The 16,898-nt window shown below is 59.8% G+C and carries 19 protein-coding genes; all 19 read right to left on the minus strand.

What is annotated here, in order from left to right; all coding sequences use genetic code 11:
* Nucleotide 1 precedes the first annotated feature (1 nt).
* The 19 genes from BLS87_RS24160 to BLS87_RS24250 all read right to left on the minus strand — a co-directional run bounded on the left by BLS87_RS24160 (nucleotide 2) and on the right by BLS87_RS24250 (nucleotide 16,895).
* Nucleotides 2-1,060, minus strand: coding sequence for a baseplate J/gp47 family protein (locus tag BLS87_RS24160; RefSeq protein WP_074756424.1), 1,059 nt, complete (start codon nucleotides 1,058-1,060; stop codon nucleotides 2-4).
* Complete coding sequence (locus BLS87_RS24165) at nucleotides 1,060-1,527, minus strand: phage GP46 family protein (protein WP_074756426.1); 468 nt, start codon at nucleotides 1,525-1,527, stop codon at nucleotides 1,060-1,062. The genes BLS87_RS24160 and BLS87_RS24165 overlap by 1 nt, the downstream gene beginning before the upstream one ends.
* Nucleotides 1,527-2,027 carry a phage baseplate assembly protein V gene (locus BLS87_RS24170; protein WP_074756428.1) on the minus strand — a complete coding sequence of 167 codons (501 nt, stop codon included), beginning with the start codon at nucleotides 2,025-2,027 and terminating at the stop codon, nucleotides 1,527-1,529. Before BLS87_RS24170 ends, BLS87_RS24165 begins: the two co-directional genes overlap by 1 nt.
* Nucleotides 2,020-3,138, minus strand: coding sequence for a phage baseplate assembly protein (locus tag BLS87_RS24175; RefSeq protein WP_074756430.1), 1,119 nt, complete (start codon nucleotides 3,136-3,138; stop codon nucleotides 2,020-2,022). The genes BLS87_RS24170 and BLS87_RS24175 overlap by 8 nt, the downstream gene beginning before the upstream one ends.
* Nucleotides 3,131-4,399: a DNA circularization protein gene (locus BLS87_RS24180; RefSeq protein WP_074756432.1), complete on the minus strand. Its 1,269-nt coding sequence runs from the start codon at nucleotides 4,397-4,399 to the stop codon at nucleotides 3,131-3,133. Before BLS87_RS24180 ends, BLS87_RS24175 begins: the two co-directional genes overlap by 8 nt.
* A gap of 12 nt (nucleotides 4,400-4,411) precedes the next feature.
* Nucleotides 4,412-6,091, minus strand: a complete 1,680-nt coding sequence (locus BLS87_RS24185; RefSeq protein ID WP_143024472.1) for a phage tail tape measure protein — start codon at nucleotides 6,089-6,091, stop codon at nucleotides 4,412-4,414.
* 100 nt (nucleotides 6,092-6,191) lie between these two features.
* The gene (locus tag BLS87_RS24190; protein ID WP_074756436.1) at nucleotides 6,192-6,494 is read right to left on the minus strand and encodes a hypothetical protein; all 303 of its coding nucleotides are present in this window, start codon (nucleotides 6,492-6,494) and stop codon (nucleotides 6,192-6,194) included.
* Entirely contained in the window at nucleotides 6,494-6,862 is a 369-nt protein-coding gene (locus tag BLS87_RS24195) for a phage tail tube protein (RefSeq protein WP_074756438.1), read from the minus strand. The genes BLS87_RS24190 and BLS87_RS24195 overlap by 1 nt, the downstream gene beginning before the upstream one ends.
* Nucleotides 6,863-6,885: 23 nt before the next feature.
* Nucleotides 6,886-8,358, minus strand: a complete 1,473-nt coding sequence (locus BLS87_RS24200; RefSeq protein ID WP_074756440.1) for a phage tail sheath subtilisin-like domain-containing protein — start codon at nucleotides 8,356-8,358, stop codon at nucleotides 6,886-6,888.
* Nucleotides 8,358-8,543, minus strand: a complete 186-nt coding sequence (locus BLS87_RS34255) for a DUF2635 domain-containing protein (RefSeq protein WP_074756442.1) — start codon at nucleotides 8,541-8,543, stop codon at nucleotides 8,358-8,360. Before BLS87_RS34255 ends, BLS87_RS24200 begins: the two co-directional genes overlap by 1 nt.
* Nucleotides 8,540-9,094 carry a hypothetical protein gene (locus BLS87_RS34260; protein ID WP_074756444.1) on the minus strand — a complete coding sequence of 185 codons (555 nt, stop codon included), beginning with the start codon at nucleotides 9,092-9,094 and terminating at the stop codon, nucleotides 8,540-8,542. The genes BLS87_RS34255 and BLS87_RS34260 overlap by 4 nt, the downstream gene beginning before the upstream one ends.
* Before the next feature lie 3 nt (nucleotides 9,095-9,097).
* The gene (locus tag BLS87_RS24215; protein WP_074756446.1) at nucleotides 9,098-9,427 is read right to left on the minus strand and encodes a head-tail joining protein; all 330 of its coding nucleotides are present in this window, start codon (nucleotides 9,425-9,427) and stop codon (nucleotides 9,098-9,100) included.
* Nucleotides 9,427-9,780, minus strand: coding sequence for a DUF2190 family protein (locus BLS87_RS24220; RefSeq protein WP_074756448.1), 354 nt, complete (start codon nucleotides 9,778-9,780; stop codon nucleotides 9,427-9,429). Before BLS87_RS24220 ends, BLS87_RS24215 begins: the two co-directional genes overlap by 1 nt.
* Nucleotides 9,781-9,862: 82 nt before the next feature.
* Nucleotides 9,863-11,848, minus strand: coding sequence for a prohead protease/major capsid protein fusion protein (locus BLS87_RS24225; RefSeq protein WP_244165894.1), 1,986 nt, complete (start codon nucleotides 11,846-11,848; stop codon nucleotides 9,863-9,865).
* Complete coding sequence (locus BLS87_RS24230; protein WP_074756452.1) at nucleotides 11,829-13,346, minus strand: phage portal protein; 1,518 nt, start codon at nucleotides 13,344-13,346, stop codon at nucleotides 11,829-11,831. Before BLS87_RS24230 ends, BLS87_RS24225 begins: the two co-directional genes overlap by 20 nt.
* A gap of 1 nt (nucleotide 13,347) precedes the next feature.
* A complete protein-coding gene (locus BLS87_RS24235) occupies nucleotides 13,348-13,551 on the minus strand; it encodes a phage head-tail joining protein (RefSeq protein WP_074756454.1) in 204 nt (67 codons plus the stop codon).
* Between the two features lie 5 nt (nucleotides 13,552-13,556).
* On the minus strand, nucleotides 13,557-15,494 hold the full coding sequence (locus BLS87_RS24240) for a phage terminase large subunit family protein (RefSeq protein ID WP_074756456.1): 1,938 nt from the start codon (nucleotides 15,492-15,494) through the stop codon (nucleotides 13,557-13,559).
* Complete coding sequence (locus BLS87_RS24245; RefSeq protein WP_074756458.1) at nucleotides 15,466-16,011, minus strand: terminase small subunit; 546 nt, start codon at nucleotides 16,009-16,011, stop codon at nucleotides 15,466-15,468. Before BLS87_RS24245 ends, BLS87_RS24240 begins: the two co-directional genes overlap by 29 nt.
* Nucleotides 16,012-16,151: 140 nt before the next feature.
* Nucleotides 16,152-16,895 carry a hypothetical protein gene (locus BLS87_RS24250; protein WP_074756459.1) on the minus strand — a complete coding sequence of 248 codons (744 nt, stop codon included), beginning with the start codon at nucleotides 16,893-16,895 and terminating at the stop codon, nucleotides 16,152-16,154.
* Between the last annotated feature and the right edge of the window lie 3 nt (nucleotides 16,896-16,898).

Raw genomic sequence — 16,898 nt, forward strand, 5'->3', positions numbered from 1 at the left:
CTTAAAAGCTGGAGAAGGTGATTGTTCCGGGAATGGCCATATGGCCTGTTGCATGCGCAACATCCGCGGTCGGCGAGGTGATGACGTTGTCCGACTCGCCCGCGGCCACCGAGACGGCTTCGCGAAGATGGCTTATCAGCGTCGGGCTGCCGGGTTTTGAATCACGCATGATCAAATCGGCTACCTCCGCTCGAACGGCGGCCTGGACTGCAGCGGTGTTCGGCGAAAGCTTCACGGCCATGTTGAGTGGGTCAGCGACAGGCGCTGCTACAAACACTTCAGCAGTCACCGGCGCGCGGGCATTGATGTAGGTCTGAACCTCGGCCACCTTTGCCGGGCTTGGGATGATGTTTGTTTCACCGTCACAGACGAACAACACGGTTACCGTGCCCGCGCCCATCTGAAGCGGATAAACCCAGACACGCGTCACACCGGGCACTTCGAGCGCCCACTGTTCGTAGTCCGTCGCCGCACCACCGTGAGGGGGCTGGCGGATTCTCTGCAGCAGTCGGCTTAGCAACTGAGGATCGGTCTCGACGTCTAGACCACCCTCAATATCAGTAGCAGCCGCGCCAGTTGACTGGACACCGGCTACGGGAGAGAGCAGGAACAACGGCGTGCCGGCAGGCGCATCACCGTCCGCGCCAGCCTCCACCGCCACAACAGTTGGCTGCAGCGTGGTGCCAGTGAAAGTACTTTCAGCCAGAACTCGATATTGCACCCCGTCCTGTCGTTGCAGAATTATTCCGGCCGGGACCACGGATCCGATCGAGCCAGCGAGCAAGGCGGCGCCGGTTGAGTAGTCGGCAGCCTTACGGAAAACCTTCCAAATCTTTGCCCAGCGCTCCAGGTATTCTTTTTCTGCGGTGTCGATGATCGCCTGCTTGGCCGCCCATTCAAGGAAGCCGTACAGCATGTGAACGGCGCCCGCTTCGGAGCGCCCCAGGATGCCCAGCAGAGAGCGGCGCAGAACCGCACTTTCGACACCGGTGACCCGGCCGCTGATATCTGTTGTAACCCGATCAATGAGTTCGGTTAACGTGGGTCGAGCAAATGGCATCAGGCAGCCCTCTTGCCGGCCTGAGCCGACCATTCGTAGTTGTACCGGTACCGCACGGCAGGGCCAGTCGGACGGTAGATGTCGATTACCAGCAGCATCACGCCCATTGAATAGAAGGACGCTACGACTTCAATCCTCGTGGCAACCAGGTCGTCAATCATCCAGGCGAGCGCATCGCGGCAGTACTGCTCCGCGCGGCTCAGTGTTTGAGGTAGCTGTTTTTCCCGCGCCAGCAGCCAAAGCAGCGAGCCGGTCTGATCCGTGGCAGAAGCATTTGTGATGTCGCCCCAGTAGCCCCGCAGATCATCCTGCGGATACTCGGGCGGGATCTGCTCCGCGCTGGCTCGCGCGTCGGTGAACAGGCTGATGATCACGGCCGTCTCAAGGCCGTCATCCCGTTCAAGGTCGAATCCGAACAGCACCACGTCGCCGCCGAACTCGGTCATTACCATTGCGGCGTCGGCCATCAGTTGGGTACTCCCGCGCCACCACTGGCGTGCGTGTGGGTGCTGTCAACATGCTTGCCGTTGTTGATGAGCGTTCCGGTGCTGGTGATGTTGCCCTGCACGTCGAGGTTGCCGACGATCTGGATGTTGGGTGCCTCGATGAGGACCTTCGTCACGGCGGTGACCTTGAGCTGGTCACGCAGCAGTTCCACCTTGTTGCCCAGGTCGTCATAGATGGCAACCTCGCCAGCCTCAAGCGGAATCCGATAGCGGCGATCATCGACCACCAGCACGATGCCCTGCTCGCGGTTGCCGCCGACGGAAGCAAACGCCACGTCGCCTCCGGTCGGATGGCTGGTGAAGCCGTAGTTCTGCATGTGCTCGACGTCGTCGCGCAACTCGTCCTTCAGCAGTTCGACCTGCACCTGCTGCCGGCCGTTTGCGTCATTGACACGACGCAGCACGCCGCGCGAGAACATCATCATCACGCGCTGGCTGACGTCACGAAGGGGATTACCCATCTTTTTTATCCTCTTCCCCAATGGCTTCTGACCAAATGTTTCGCCCGCCCTTCTTGCCCTTCTTCCCTTTTTTGGAATCAGGCGGCTCGGGCGAGAATGCTTGCGGGCTTACGATGTCCAGCTTTGTCGTGGTGCCGCCGTCGCCCCGCTCGTACGTGGCTTGGCGGATGATCATTTGCCCATCCATCCGCAACCATGCGGACTTCACCTGCACCAACATGCCGGGCTCCCACAGCGGACCGCCCGGCTTCTGGCGCCAACCCTGAACAGTCACGGATGCCGAGGCCGACTTCCCGAGACGACTATTCGCCTCCCAAGTCGCGCGCTCCTGAGCGGTCGCCCCCGTGCTGCCCGACTCGGCAACGATGAGCATGGGGCGGTAACGCTTAATGCCACTGTCTGAGGCACCGCCCTCGATATGGGCTTCGGTCGCGCCCTCGCTGTAAGGGTTGTAGGCGGCTTGGCCTTTTACGATGTACTGGCTAAACCGCTGGCTGTGATCGATGCTTCCGGACGCGCTCAGGATGTTTTCGCCCTGAACCAGTCCGACCACTGCGCGCTTGTTCCCGGCCCGTGTGATCAGCAGTCCGCCTGCACCATCAGGCATCAGCAGGAGCCGACGCTGCTTGGCGTAACGGTCGATTGCCTCAAAGGCCGTTTCGCCCTGCTGCAGCTTGCAGACGGAAAAGGCGTCTCCGACAGGTACGTCAGCCGAAACGCCGACGCCAAATGGCCGTGCCAGAATCTGGGCGAAGCGCAGCAAGTCGATATTTTTCCACTCGTCAGGCGTGTGCACCGCGCTGCAATCGATAAGGTCCGAAGTGCGGTCTCGCCCCTGAATGTTGATCGTGTGGTCGGTCGAGCTGAACGACGGCTTAAAGATGTCGACGTACCCGATGACCATCGGAATGCCAGCCAGACGGACTTCGCACTTGTCGCCCGGCAAGATCGGCCACGGCTCGGTTTGGGCGCCCTTGCCGTCCTGGCCTTCCCAGCGCTCAGTCAGCGTCGTCGTGAATGCGCCAGACGAAGCGTCAACCGCTCGGGTGACACCGATCTGCGTCCAGCCTGAGTACTTCATGCCATTGACCAGCAGTTCAAGGTCATCCATTTGCGAGAACCTCAAGTGGTTGGCCGCCGGTCAAGAAGCCAGGTCGGCGAGGATCATTGCGCGCCACGATGTCGTCGGCCCGGCTGGCATCGCCGTAAAGCTGATAGGCAACCAGCAACGACGGCAGCGTCTGCCGGGGTGAGAACTTCGCCAGCCTGGGCAGATCCAGTTCGGGATCCGGCACGGCCTGGACTACCGCGGTCCGAAGGTCAGTGAGCGCGACATAAACCAGATCGTTGTTGGTGATCTCGCTTTCTTCATCAAGGTTGTCAGCCAGTTCGGTGCGCACCTTGATTGCAGCTTCGTAGCTGTCGTATTTGGCTGGTGCTGACGCGGTCTTTGTCCCGCCGTTCGAAACGGTCTCGGTTGTCTGGGTTACGACCGCCGCAATAGCTGCCTGCGCAATAGCAGCCTGACGAACCAATGCGGAGACCGCAGATTCGTTCTTCACGACCTGCTGACGACTCGGCGTCAAAACCGCCAACACCGAACCGGCGTCATCGTCATCATCTTTGCTCGGGAAATACTGGTTGTAGAGATCGACCAGCATTCCAAAGGCGCTGCTACCGAAGGCCGAACGCACACTTCCAATGGCGTCAACGACCTGGTTGGCAAAATCAAATGGCTGCTGGATCAGGTCGAAGGCATCGCTGCCGATACTTTTGACCTTGTCGTAATAATCGGAGGGCGCCTGAATGTCGCTGGACACGATAAATTCCGGCGAGCTCAGGTAGTCGCTCAGCTCTTTGATCTTGGTGGTTGCAGCGTCTGCGACGAATGACGGGTAACCCTTGGTCAGGAAGTCAGATACGAAGTTTTCCTTCGCCGTTTCGGTGACCTCATTGCCCTTCTCGCTGATCGCATTGACGCTGTCGACCTTGGCAGATGGGTATGAGGCCTCGCCCGCTTCGAGGAACGTCATGGATAGAGTGCACTTGCCACCCTCTTCCGATGTTTCGTTCACATTGAGTCCGCGACACACCACGGTCAGTTCGCCGCGGTAAGGGTGAACCAGAACGCCCGGACCTTGCTGCTCGCAAGCCTTGATCAGCTCTTCGCGAGCAACGTCGTATTCCTTGCCCAGCAAATACCCGGTAATGCTGAACTCTCTGGACTTGCGCCCAAGGTCTTCGGTGTAGGGGATATCGCGCTGCGCTGTTTCGTGAACTGCCTGGCGACGGCCATGACTGCTGTCCGCCGTGGCCACAAAAAAGCCCACGCCGCGAAAGGTCGCGGCGCGGTAGTTGTCTCGCCAAGCCATGGGGAGCTCCGGTTATGGGGCCATCATCGAGAAGCCAATGTTGGTATCGAATTGAGCGCCCTGGCTGCCTTCGGTTTTAACCTTCGAACCGGGAGGCAGGTTGTTCAGATCGACTTTCACCAGCACCTCTTGTTGAGGCTGTTGCAGTTGCTGGACTGCGGCCTGCCCGACTTGCGCGGCACGCCGCCCAAGATCTGGATCAGCTGCACCCGCCACTGGCGCACCGCCTTCGCCTCCTGCGCTAACGCTCAGACCGTCAATGCCGAGCAGCTTTTTCGCCCAGTCCGGTAGCCCATTCTTGATGGCAGCAACAGCGTCGGTGATCTTCGAGCCGAGAATCGCCCCAAGGTCCCAGCCAGTCAGGTATTTGATCAAGCCGTTGAAGGCCTCCATCATCAGCCTGACCGGGTTGTACTCGAGCCAGACCTTTGTGATGCCATTGATGATCCCGTCGGAAAACGCGGCCTTGACCCGTGCCCATTTCTCTTCGAAGAACTTGGCGATGGAATCCCAGTTTCGATAAACGATGAAGGCAGCGGCTGCGATCGCAGCGATAGCAGCAAGGAACCAGCCCACGGGTGTGAGCCCGATCGCCAGCCCCAAGCCCTTCAACGCGACAGCCAGGTTCAGCACAGCCACAAGAAAACCACCGCCGATGTACAGACCCAGCGCCGTGAAGATCAGGTTGGCGCCGCCAAAGGTGTTCGACAGCGACCCCATGATCTGAATCACCGGCTGAATCCCGTCGTACAGATCACCAAGGAAACCGGTTACCTTCTCAATGTTTCCGGGCAGGTTCTCGGCAAACGCCATGGCGAATGCCTCGATCTGAGGCCGGTACTTGACGATGGTCTCAATCAGTTTCCCGCCGAGCTTGTTCAACTGCGGGACCAGGGCGCTGCCGATGCTATTGCCAACCCCGGTCAGCGCAGCATGCAGGGTATCAAGCGTGTCGCCGAACGCTTCGCCGTCGCGCACAGCATCTTCCGAGATGACCAGCCCGAGGCGGCGGGCCTCGTCAGACATTTCCTTAAGACCGGCGCTGCCGCCTCGAATCAGTGGCAGCAGTTCAGTCGCGCTCTTACCAAAGATTTTCACCGCCGCCTGCGCCTGCAGGGATGGGTCTTTGATCTTGGAGATTCGGTCAACAAAGGTATCGAACAGCTGATCAGAGCTTTTGAGATGACCTGAGGTGTCCTTGATGTTGATCCCGAGGCCCTTGAACATCTCCTTGAGCTCTTTCGATCCAGCCGTAGCGGCGCCGATGTTGATCTGCATTTTCTGCAGGGCGCCACCCAGTGTTTCGGCGGACGACCCTGAAAGCTTGGCCGCAAAGCTCAGCTCCTGGAATCGCTCGCGGCTGATCCCGGTACGTTCTGCGGTATCACCGATTGCGCCCGTCGCATCCGCGAACCCCTGAAAGAACGAAGTAAGGGCCGCGCCGGTTAGCCCCAGAGTCGCGCCGAGACCAAGCAGTCGTTTGGCGCTGGAGGACACGGCGGTACCGAGCCCACCCACCGCGCTGCCGACACCCTTCAAACTGTTCGCAAAGATCGGCAGTCCAGTGCGGTCGAGCGCACCAGTGACGCCAGCGCTAGCCGCCTTGACCTTGCCGAAGATCCCTCGCAGCGGTGATGTAATCCGGTCCACCGCCTTGATAATGACGTTTAGGGAGTATCCTTTTTCTGCCATTCAACCCATTCCTCGGTGCGCTCAAGCCACCATTTCAACTCCTCGAAATCCATATCCATGACTTCCGAGGGTTGAACGCTCATGACCTTGACGACAACAGTCACTCCTGACTGCCACCCCCGAGGTGCGTCAGCAAAAAATCGCGCGCTTCCTGAATCAGCGATGCCTGGTCCTCTTCCTCCAGCTCTTCAATGAGTGCTGGAGGGTGCTCGACCATCTTCGCCGCGAGGTCGATCAGGGTGGCAAAGTCGATATCGACACCACCGCTGCCTTTGCCGTCGGAAGTCACGCGCAACGCGTGGCCGCGCAAGTACTTGAGCTTGCGAGTGACGGTCAGTTCGGTGAGCGTTTCTTTACCGAAGGTGACCGGGGCCGACAGCGGTAGATTTTTTTCCTTTGCCATTACGAGACTTCCTCGGCAGACATGCCTTCAAAACGGCAAGCGATGTTGCCTTCTTCGGTGTTGCCGGTGCCCTCGCCAGCGAACCAGGCTTCACTCAGCGTGATGACCTTGCCGTTGGAGAGTTCCAGCGTGATGGTGGCGTCGTCCAGCGTGACCAGGTCTTCGAGGCTCAGCTCTTGCCGGTCAGTGATTTCGCCCTCGATGAAAGGAACCTGCGGGGTCTCCTTGTAACCGTGGACCGTATCGGCGCCGACGACGCCTTCGCGTTTCGGCTTGCCGAGGTTGTAGGTAAAGTTGCCCTTGGCGAAATAGATATCGCCGTTCACCTTCAGGGCGATGATTCCCCCGATGCGGTTTTTGCCTGCCATGTGCTATCTCCTGGCCGTCGCCGTTACAGGCGGAACTGAATTTTGTTGGCGACGATTCGCAGTTGATTGACCAGGTCCGGAGGCAGCAGCATGTCTGCGCGGTTCGGATCGCTTTCGTTACGCTCGGAAATCAGGTTGGCCTTGAAGTCCGGCATGTTTTCTGCGAGCCCCAAACGCTCCCACTCCCGAAACTTCGAAATGGCCTCGGCCTTCAAGACAACCGGCGTGACCACGGGCTGGCCCGCGCCGTAGCGCGTGCCATCGTCCGCCAGCTTGTGGCGCGGGTACTTGCGCAAGATGTAGTCGCGCCAGTCATGTCGGATGTACATCAGGGTGAACAGCGTCTCGCTGTCCAGGTAGCTGATGTCTGCGCCTCCGGCGGTGTTGGTCTTGTACGTTGTGATCAGACGCTCAACGACCATGGTGCCGTCGTTGTTGACCTTGCTGGTTGCAATACCGTCAAACAGCAGCAAGTTGCGCTCTTGGTTGGTGAGCTTGTCGGCGGCAGACGGCGCCAGGCACCACGCGTACTGCAAGTTCTGAATCGGACGGGCCGGATCGATTGCGGCATACAGGGCGGCAATGGCCATGGTTTCAGCCGCTTTCTCGTAAGCCGGCATCGGCTCATCGTTGGCCATCATGATGACCAGGTGCTGGTTGTTGTGGCTGTCGCCCAACGTGCCAAGCGAACCTTGCGTGCCGCGCGCGGCCGTGAAAGCGTGCGCCTCAATCTCGCGATCCCATGCAAACCGGCTGTTGAGCTCGGTCTTCACAGTCGCCAGCGTGGCGGAATCGGCGTACGCCAAAGCCCATACCTGAAACCACTCATCACCGAGCGCGGCGAGAGCGGGTGCCAGATCCGGGTTGCCGGTGCCACCTGTAAAAGCGCTGATGGTGACAGCAACCCCAGCAGGCAGGACCTGCCCTACGTAGTAGTTCACGCGCGCGTTCAGGGTGTTGCCCGGTTCGCCCTTATGGCGGCTGGTCAGGGTAACGGTGCCAGTGGCGGCCGTTGCAGTCACAGGCATGTCATCGGCAGCCGTAACAGCAGCAACCACTGCAGTCGCGATAGCCGTGGCCGTGTCGCCGCTCAGCACGCCGACGGATACACGCCGCCCGGCGATTAGCAGCTCAATGGTGCCCGATGCAGTGGCGGGACCCGTAAAAGCGAGCGTGGCGGTTGCGGCGACACCCGATGCAGGATCCACCACCGGCATAACCTGCAGCTCGGTATAGGTGTCGATCTTCATGGCAGCGCGAACCATGCCCGCCAGCATGGAGCCTTTGCCGAACTGGACATCGGCCTGCGCAGGGCTGGTGATGCGGATCAGCGTGTTCGCAGCGGCCAAGCCATCAGCGAGCTTCTGCCCGATCAGCAGGCGGCGATAGCTGACGGGCTGGGGGCCACGTACAGCCTTGGTGTTATCAATCTCGCTGTAGACACCGGGCTTGCGAAGCGTGCCGGCGCTAGGGATCGTATCGAATCCGATAGCCATTATTTCTCACCCTTGGTTTCGGCCGGTACAGCAGCCTCTTTGATCGTTACGTCACCGGCCTTTTGCTTGCGGATCCAGTAACTGTTCAGTTCAACAGGCAGGCCTTCCGGCTTGATCTGCTCGTAGGTGTCGGGATGTCGCACCAGGCGACCCTCGACCGGCTTCACGATCACACGCGTGGTCATGGGTTCAGGTCCTCGATGATTGTTTTCGCACGGTCGGCCGGGTCTGGCTGGGCATTGCCCAGGCTGTACTCGGTGTTCAGCGTGTTGAAGTTGGGGAGTGAATCGTTGAAGTTGTCGTCGGGGTGACGATCGAGGTATTCGGCGTTGAAGACGATCCGGCATCCGCCGAGCAACTCGTCGCCCTCGTCACGGATCACCATGCGGGTCTGTGCGTAACGCAGGTCGTTGACGGTGTCGCCAAGCGTGTCGTCCTGCAGCAGCAGGTTTTCAACTTGCCGGCATATGGCATCCAGCGTGTCGTCCAGGGCAGCGTCTGCGCTGGCATGAATCTCGACCACGAGCTGCACCGTGCGCAGGTACTCGCGCGGCGCCGAGTTGAAGATCACCCCGCTCTCATCCATCGTGTAGACGATGATCGCCGGTAACTCGTCCTGCCATCCATTGGTGATCAGCGGAGCAACGCGGCTTGCGAAAACACTGGCGCCTGCGGATGTTCGCCCAAGCAACTGCGCAACCGCCTGTTTGCGGATGAGCTCTCGCGGGTGAGCCATGGATTAAGCCTTCTTGAGGATGATGGTCACGCCAGCGACGCCGTCAGGTTGCACGTCGTTGATCCGGTAGAGCTGACCGCGAGCTCGGACACGATCGCGGTTAGTCGGCTCGTTCGGAAGATCGACCAGACACACGCCGAGCACCGGGTTCAAACTCGATATCGGCGCCCCCGTTTCTGTATCAACAGTGATGTGAGCGGAGTCGAACACGGCCTTTGGTAGCTGGACGCCCGGCTCAACACCATCAGTAAGCCACCAGACAGTGCCGGGCTCTTCGTTGAAGGTTTTCACCGCAACGCCCAGCATGCGGCCAGCCATGCTGGCCCAGCCCATTACGGCACCGCTACGGGTGCGGACACACCGTTCAGGCGGCAGGCGCCGGTGGCTGATGGGTTTGCAGCCACATCAGTGGCAACGCCGACCAGTACCAGACCGGTAGCCGACACGTTGGTCAGCGCACGGCTGGACGTGTTCATGTAGATGGGATCGCCAATTGCCCAGGCTTGAGCACTGATCTTGGCCAGGCCGAACACACCGTCAAGCTTGAGCACAACGGGGTCGCCTGCAGCTTCAGTGGTTGCGGCTACACCGATGATCGAACCGACTTTGTAAAGTTGGCCCGAGATGGTGCCCCCAGCGGGAGCCGGTACGGTCAGGCAATCGCCGTGCTGGATAAAAGTCTTCATGCAAGGTCCCCTTTAGAGACTGGAACTGGAAAACAAAAGGGCGCCGCGCGGCGCCCTTTGGGGTTCAGGTCGATCTGGCGAGTTACGCGCCTGGGTTCTTGTACGCGCCGCGGAAGTCGATCCAAGCTGCACCGAACACCAAGCGGGCCTTGATCTCCATGCCATCGACCTCGAAGCCTTCGCGGGTTTCAGTGAAAACACCTGGCTCGCCTTCGAGGTATGCGTATTCGAAGGTATCGACGCCGCCCGGTGCCGCGTACAGGTACCACTGGTTGCCAGTGATGCGGGCATCGACGATCACCGTCAGCGACGCGTTACGCACATCGTTGATGTCGGCGTTCTTCGCTGGCACGTAATTGGAACTGGTGAACTGGTAAGCCTCAAGCTCCTTGTCAGGACCGACAACCAGGAACTCTGGGGCAAGGTTGAGGAACTCACCCGCCTTGCTTTTTTGTTTGCGCATTGCGGCGCGAGCAGCGGCCAGAGTGGCAGTGTTGATGGCACCACCACTGGCCGCAACGTTACCGTGGTTTACGTCAAAGAACGGAGTGCCGTCGGTGAAGTTCGGGTTACCCAACAGCAGAGCCCAAACTACGTTCGACTCGGTTGCAGCTGCAGCGTTACCCAGTGCAGCAGGGACACGAGTCAACGCACCAAGGTCATCGTTAACGATGGTTTCCCATGTGATCGCGATGATCTTGCCGAACTTGGCGACCTTGATCGGCGCGCCGTCTTCAGAGAGAGTGCCGTACTTGTATTCGCCATGTTCTTTGACGAGTTCCAGCGCTGAAATATCGCCCAGCGCAGCGCGGGTTACGGCGCGGAAGTCCGGCACAGTGGTCTGACGGCCAAGCGGGCGCCAGGTTTGCGGGGCGTTCTCGTAACCAGCACGTAGCGTGCGGTTGACGGTGCTGCCCAGCAACAGCGGGAAATCACTGGTGGTGTGCATACCGGCGGCGCGGACTGCTTGGCGATCACAGCCCAATGCGGCGCGGGCCACCTCTTGCGGAGTCATGCCGCGAGCGTTACCGCCGGCCATCTCGATGAACTCACGCGCCATGTCCACCATACGCATGCCGCGGAACTCGCGACCAGCCTCTTCCAACTGGACCCCGTTATCGCAACGGTTGAGCAGCGCGTTCTGCATCGCAGCGCGCTTGGCGGTAAGGACTGCCATGTCTTGGCCGCCGGTGACGGTAGGCTGGCTGTTTCGGGTGTTAGGCTGATCCTTGGCCTGGCGCTCGGCAAGCTTGTCGATGATCGCGGCGCTGGCATCGGAAACAGGCACAGCACGGGCGATAATATCTTCGACGAATTCCTCGTCATCCAGACTCACCTTGCGCGCCATTGTGCGGATGGTGAGGCTACGGAGGCGCTCGGACTCAGTGGCTTCACGGCGAAGCTTTTCCTCGGCCGCGCGCTTCTCTTCTTCGGTCATCTCTTCTTCCTCTTCGGTGTCAGGCACGGCGGCCGGTTTCTCGGAGGGCTCAGACGCCTCCCGAACTTCAAAAATGGTTTTGAATCGCTGGCCTTCGTACTCGGCCGGGGTCTTGGCGCTGCGAACCTTTGCGCCATCGTCGAAGCCTATCGGAACGAGGGAAAGCTCCAACGGCTCCCAATCGACTGCGCGGTAAGTGGGGAGCTTGTCGTCTTCTTCCTCAACAACCTCATAACGGTGCACGGCGTAGCCAACGCTGATATTTCGAAGGATGCCGTCCACAACATCCTTGAAGACCACGTCTGCATCTTCACGCTTGCTGAACCTGACGAGAGCGTGACCCTCGCCACCCTCAAGCCATGCCCGTTCGACAACCGCCAGTACTGCACTCAGCTGGTACTGGTTGTGGGTATCGAGTAGCGGCGCGCCGTTGTTGAGTCGGTCGAGGCGCACAGCGCCGTCGCTGACATCAAGCTCTTCCATGTAGCTGCCGACATCCCAGGACCAGCGGCGGCCTTTCGCGCCGGTGGTCCACGTCAGCTCAACGGTTCGGGCATCAATGTCAACTGAGCCAGGCCGCACCGCAGCGCGCAGGCTGAGCATCGGCGTCTCATGTGTCTTGCGAGTCATCACCTGATTCGGCATTGGCATCGTCTGGTATCTCTTCCGGTGGTGGCGGCTGACTGGCTGCGCCGGCGGCGGCAACCATGCGAGGGTCGCAGTCAAGGACCAGGCCCAGGCTGTCGATCAGTGCGTTGGAGTCAGCGATGTCTTGCGCGTGTTGTTTCGGATCGGTCACGCCCAGTTCTCGCAGTGCGTCCGGCCAAGTGGTCAGGCCGTTGCGCACGCGATCCTTGACGTTGTCGGTTTCGGTTTTCGGGTCGACCATGTCGCGGCGAGGTGGAACCCACTGTGCTTTTACGTCGTCACGAACGCCGCCGGGCAGTAGAACCTGCCCTTCCATGAACCAGCGCCAAACCGGATCGCAGAGCTGTGGGATCAACATCCGCCACTGCCAGACGTCTATGCGTCGGGCAAAGTGCAGCCAGCCCAGCCGGCCGCTTGAGAAGTTGACCCCCTTCAAGTCGCCCGTAAGCAGCTCGTAGGGAATACCCATACCCACGGACATGGCGTGCAGTTGCTGCCATGCGTAGGTGGTGTAACCGTTGAATGAAGGTGGTGTACCAAAGCTGACGCTTTCGCCGAAGCCCAGCTCCTGGATGATCCCTGGCTCGACACGATCCAGTAGCGGCGGTTTCTTGCCGCCGGGCGTGCCCGAGTTTTCGTCCTTGGTGATGAATGCCGCGAAGCAGGAGGCGATTTTCGCCTGCTCCATCACCGCATCTTCCATCTCATCAAAGCTGCGCATGCGCTGCATGACGGGAGCAAACCAGGTGTAGCCGCGGGCTTGGCCAGGGCGCTTCGGCAGGAAGATGTGAATCACGTCTTCGGCCGGAACCCGCTTCGATAGACTCGAGCCCCAGACACGGTTACCGCCTGGGTGCTCATCGAACAACCAGTAGGCGACTCGACGCCCCAAGGCATCGAACTCAATACCCTGGATGATCCGGTTGAGGCCGACGAGTTCGGCCTTGCTCTCATCGAGAAAATCAGGCTCAAGGATCTGCAGCTGCATCGGAACGGGCAGACCGTCGGAACTAAAGCGACGGCGACGGCGCAGCAAACATTCGCCAGATTCAGCGACCGTTTCCATGATCTTGTGCTGCAGGCCGTAGAAGTTCTCCAGGCCATCTGCATCGCAAAGGGTGGTTTCGGCCCAGGCCTTCCAAAGCCCTACCAGTGTTTTGTTATCACGATCCTTGCCCAGGGGGCGAGGCACGACACCCGCGCCGACAACGTTGTCAGCGATGCCGGTTACGGCGCGCTCGGCATACGGGTTGTTACGTCGCATGTCTCGCGCCCGGTTCCGCAGCACCGCGAGCGCCGGAGCGTTCTCGGCATTCGCATCAGTGCCCGCGCTTCGCCAACCATCGTTACGACGGCCGCCAGCGGCGCCCTCAAACCTGCGCTTGATCATGTCCATTGCCATGTCTGTGCGCAGCTTCTTCAGCCTCATTTCCGAACGCTTGGCCGCGAGTCCGGGGAACAGATTGTCAATCATCCCCATGTCAGTACCCCTTGGAGAACGCGGCGTATCGGCGGCCGCCATCGTTGCAGGCGTTCAGACCAAGCTCGGTGGCCATCAACTTGAGGATCCGCATCATTTCATCGAGCGATCGGTAGGTGACGCTCTTGTCTGCATAGCGGACCGACAGCGCCCCCTCTGCAATGGCTGCGGCCAAGGCAGTGTGTTGCTCGATCGTGAATGCCATCGGGTCTATTTCCAGTGAGATGATTTTTTGCGTGGGCGTTCCGCCTCCGGCTCAGCCCCTCCACTGATTGCCGGAATCAGCAGGTCCAGATCCAACCCGAAACGCTGCTGACAAATGCGCAGCGCGGCGAGCGCATACACAAAGCAGTCGAGCGCCTCGTTTCGGCGATGGTTGTTGTCCCATTTCATGACCCGCTTGCCTTTTGAAATAGCCGCCTTCTTGCGTTCAGAGGTCAGTTGCTTCACCTCCGATTCGTCGCAAACCGCGTCATTTGCGGGCAAGTGAACAACACCAGGTTGAGCGACACCGGCCTGTGATCGAGAGGTGTCGATCGGCAAGGCCATGCGGCTGTACAGCAGCTCCTTGGCGTTGTCGGTACCAATTTCGGTCAGGAAGACCTTGTGAACTTTGTTCTTCGTGCGCGGGAAGTTGGCGATGGGTTTGCCGTATACGGTCGCACCGCGAATCGGGATAACCCAATGCACGCCGTGCTTCCGGCTTTCTGCGTAAACCTCGTCGGCATAGTGTCCGCCGGCGTCCCACGTCCAGCGCTCCACCTTCATGATGGTTCCGTCGGCTCGAGCAAACTGCCGGTGCAGCTCAAGGCCTACCTTGCGGCGAAGCTCTTCGCTTGCGGGGTCACCCATCAGAATGAAGCGGTGAACCAGCCAGCACTCCTCGCCCTGGCCGAATGCCCAGACCCTGCCTTCGTATCGGTCGTCCTGAGTGTCGACCCCACCGACGAGAACAAGGCCCAGATTCGGGACTGTCGGATAGACCTCGCGGCGCCCGTAGAGAACTTCGGAGTCAAGCTTTTCGCCTTGGTCGTCGTCCCATGTTTCGCCGCGGGTGGTGTTCATGAAGGTGATGAGCTTCGACACATCACCTTTGATCTTCAGCCATTCCTCAACGAGGCTGAGCCAAGTGCTCCAGGTGCTGTAGATGGCCCAGATGCTGAAGCTTACCGAGCGCGGCGTGCGGATGACTTCATCATCAGCGCCGAACCAATCCATTCCGTCGCGCGTCCAGATGCCTGTGTGATCACAGATCCAGCGCCCCGTCTTCGATGACTCGACCATCTCTTGGTGCCAGATCACGCAGGCGTTGTGCTCACAGACGTACCAGGCCTTTTCAGCCTCGCCCAGCGCGTTCTTTTCCCACTTCAGTCCAAATTCCACATCCTTCCCGCCCCACTTGAGCGTTTGCTCTTGGCGGCAGTGCGGGCAATCGATGTGAAAGCGGAGCAGGTACGGCGACTCCTCGACCGCTTTGGTGATCTGGCAGGAGCCGACACGCTTGGGCGTTGAGCCGCGAATCGATTTCGGATACGTCGCACCGTTGAGACGCTTGTCGCCCAGGGTAATCGGCGCACCCTCGCCCTCGACGCTTTCGTCGAAGTTCGACAGCTCGTCGTAGATCACCTCGTCCGCCGACTTCTCGCGGTAGTTGCGCGAGGCCTTGCCGCCGCGAATCCACAGCGTTCTGCGGTTGGAAAAGATCTTCTGATTGAGCGTGTTGTCGCTGTGCTTTCGCCCGAACCATGGGGCCAACTCGCCCAGCAGCGGTACGTCGCGGATCATCCCGCTGACGTGGCTCTTGCTGATGTCCTCAGCGTCGGGATCCGTCGGGCTCCACATCATCACGTTGCGGCGCTTGTGATGGATCTTGTAGCCGATGTTCGCCATCAGCAGCTTGGTGTAACCGATCCGGGCAGACTTGATGAAGTTCACGACCGCGATTAGATCGTTGCCCATCGCGTTGAGGATGGCCACTTGGAACGGGTCGGTCGTCCACTTGCCCTCGTTGTAGGAGGACTCAGCCGACATGTAGAAGTTGGCGTCGGCCCACTCGACAGCGGTCTGCGGAGGTTCCTTGTAAAGCGCTTGAAGTCCGAGCTTGATCGACTTGCGAAGATCACTCAGCCACGGACTCAACGTACTCATCTAATAATTCCGGAAGTTGCTCACCAAAGCTGGCAGCAATGTTTCGAGCAAGCGCGATTTCCCGCTCCACCGATTCAACAATCCGTGGATCAACTTCTGGGTGACGCCTGCTGACTGTCTTGCCGACTGTGTCCAGCTTGGAACCGATCTGAGCAGCGATCTTTGCGAGAGCGAATGCTGCGAAAGGGACAGGCACCAGCTGCTTGTCCTGCACCAGGTTCTTCTTCTCCTGAGCGTCGGCTTGGGCTGCGGTGAGCCTCAACCGCTCGGCGAGCAGTTTGTATTCCACCAACGCGTCGACGTCTGCGCCGTCACCACCCGCCGGTTGTTGTTTGCGTGTCGCGTGTTCAACGCGGTTTTGCACGACTATTTCTACCGTGTAAAACGCCTCACGACCGATGCGCGCGACGGGGCTAACTCCCCATTTGTCAAAGGCTTGCGGAGAAATCCCCAGGCTCGAAGCCATGTCGGATTTGTTCAACCATCCGCGCTGCTTGGTTGTTTCGTTTTTGGCCATGATTAAACAACAACCAACCTCTGAAAAAAGGTCATACATGTTTGATGGGCGGGGCCCGAATTACCCGCAACCGGCCCAGGGGCTGGGAAGGACCCAAAGGGGGGGTGCCCCGCCCCTGCCCGCACCAGACCGGTGCATTTTCAGGCCTTCGCGGTGGCGAGGGCGAAGTCGAGAGCGCTCGTGAACTCGGCCATGTAGTTGGCCTTCACGATGTTGTCAGCGATCTTGTAGAACGGAATGATGGTTCGATAGTTGGGCTCGCGATCACTGAAGATGAAGACAGGCTTCACTCCATCGCCGAACGCAGTCTTCTTGCGCTCCCAGATACCGGACTCGCCATCCACTACACCAGCGAAGTAACGCTGCTGGTTGCCCTTTCTCTTGCTCCGCTTGCTGCCGCTCGCATTGGCTTGGAAGCCACTACTCGTTTCAGCGGCGCCCAATGCGGAAAGAATCTTGAGCACCACACCACGAGACACGTTGCCGAACTGATTGGCGGCGGACGGTGAAGGTATTGCGTACTGGCTGCTTTTCATCAGCCCCTTGGCAATCAGCGCCTTTTCGAAGCGCTTGTGTGGCCGGCGTCCACCCTTGACCGCTTGCTGCAGGTAGGTATCGGCAGGCACGCCAGAAGTCCATGCATCCTTGAAGAATGCGCGGGCCTCTGGGTTGTTCTTCTTGGCCACCTTCACATACAGGCTGTTCATGGTGGTCGGTGTTGGCCGGTCGAGCCGCTGACGCATGACGTCCAACTCACCCGCCTTCACTCGTTGAGCCAGCTTGGTCGCAGTCAATGCCAGCGCAAACGGCAGCTGCTTGTCTCCCAGGAGTCGAAGCCCTTTGGATAAGGCCTCAATGTCCGGCTGCGCGTCGATCCTGATCACGGC

It is taken from the genome of Pseudomonas abietaniphila (assembly GCF_900100795.1).
Lineage (GTDB): Bacteria > Pseudomonadota > Gammaproteobacteria > Pseudomonadales > Pseudomonadaceae > Aquipseudomonas > Aquipseudomonas abietaniphila.

Excerpts from the sequence above, each read along its gene's own strand:
- BLS87_RS24160 (WP_074756424.1), bottom strand. The coding sequence starts at position 1,060 with ATGCCATTTGCTCGACCCACGTTAACCGAACTCATTGATCGGGTTACA.
- BLS87_RS24165 (WP_074756426.1), bottom strand. The coding sequence starts at position 1,527 with ATGGCCGACGCCGCAATGGTAATGACCGAGTTCGGCGGCGACGTGGTG.
- BLS87_RS24170 (WP_074756428.1), bottom strand. The coding sequence starts at position 2,027 with ATGGGTAATCCCCTTCGTGACGTCAGCCAGCGCGTGATGATGATGTTC.
- BLS87_RS24175 (WP_074756430.1), bottom strand. The coding sequence starts at position 3,138 with ATGGATGACCTTGAACTGCTGGTCAATGGCATGAAGTACTCAGGCTGG.
- BLS87_RS24180 (WP_074756432.1), bottom strand. The coding sequence starts at position 4,399 with ATGGCTTGGCGAGACAACTACCGCGCCGCGACCTTTCGCGGCGTGGGC.
- BLS87_RS24185 (WP_143024472.1), bottom strand. The coding sequence starts at position 6,091 with ATGGCAGAAAAAGGATACTCCCTAAACGTCATTATCAAGGCGGTGGAC.
- BLS87_RS24190 (WP_074756436.1), bottom strand. The coding sequence starts at position 6,494 with ATGGCAAAGGAAAAAAATCTACCGCTGTCGGCCCCGGTCACCTTCGGT.
- BLS87_RS24195 (WP_074756438.1), bottom strand. The coding sequence starts at position 6,862 with ATGGCAGGCAAAAACCGCATCGGGGGAATCATCGCCCTGAAGGTGAAC.
- BLS87_RS24200 (WP_074756440.1), bottom strand. The coding sequence starts at position 8,358 with ATGGCTATCGGATTCGATACGATCCCTAGCGCCGGCACGCTTCGCAAG.
- BLS87_RS34255 (WP_074756442.1), bottom strand. The coding sequence starts at position 8,543 with ATGACCACGCGTGTGATCGTGAAGCCGGTCGAGGGTCGCCTGGTGCGA.
- BLS87_RS34260 (WP_074756444.1), bottom strand. The coding sequence starts at position 9,094 with ATGGCTCACCCGCGAGAGCTCATCCGCAAACAGGCGGTTGCGCAGTTG.
- BLS87_RS24215 (WP_074756446.1), bottom strand. The coding sequence starts at position 9,427 with ATGGGCTGGGCCAGCATGGCTGGCCGCATGCTGGGCGTTGCGGTGAAA.
- BLS87_RS24220 (WP_074756448.1), bottom strand. The coding sequence starts at position 9,780 with ATGAAGACTTTTATCCAGCACGGCGATTGCCTGACCGTACCGGCTCCC.
- BLS87_RS24225 (WP_244165894.1), bottom strand. The coding sequence starts at position 11,848 with ATGACTCGCAAGACACATGAGACGCCGATGCTCAGCCTGCGCGCTGCG.
- BLS87_RS24230 (WP_074756452.1), bottom strand. The coding sequence starts at position 13,346 with ATGGGGATGATTGACAATCTGTTCCCCGGACTCGCGGCCAAGCGTTCG.
- BLS87_RS24235 (WP_074756454.1), bottom strand. The coding sequence starts at position 13,551 with ATGGCATTCACGATCGAGCAACACACTGCCTTGGCCGCAGCCATTGCA.
- BLS87_RS24240 (WP_074756456.1), bottom strand. The coding sequence starts at position 15,494 with ATGAGTACGTTGAGTCCGTGGCTGAGTGATCTTCGCAAGTCGATCAAG.
- BLS87_RS24245 (WP_074756458.1), bottom strand. The coding sequence starts at position 16,011 with ATGGCCAAAAACGAAACAACCAAGCAGCGCGGATGGTTGAACAAATCC.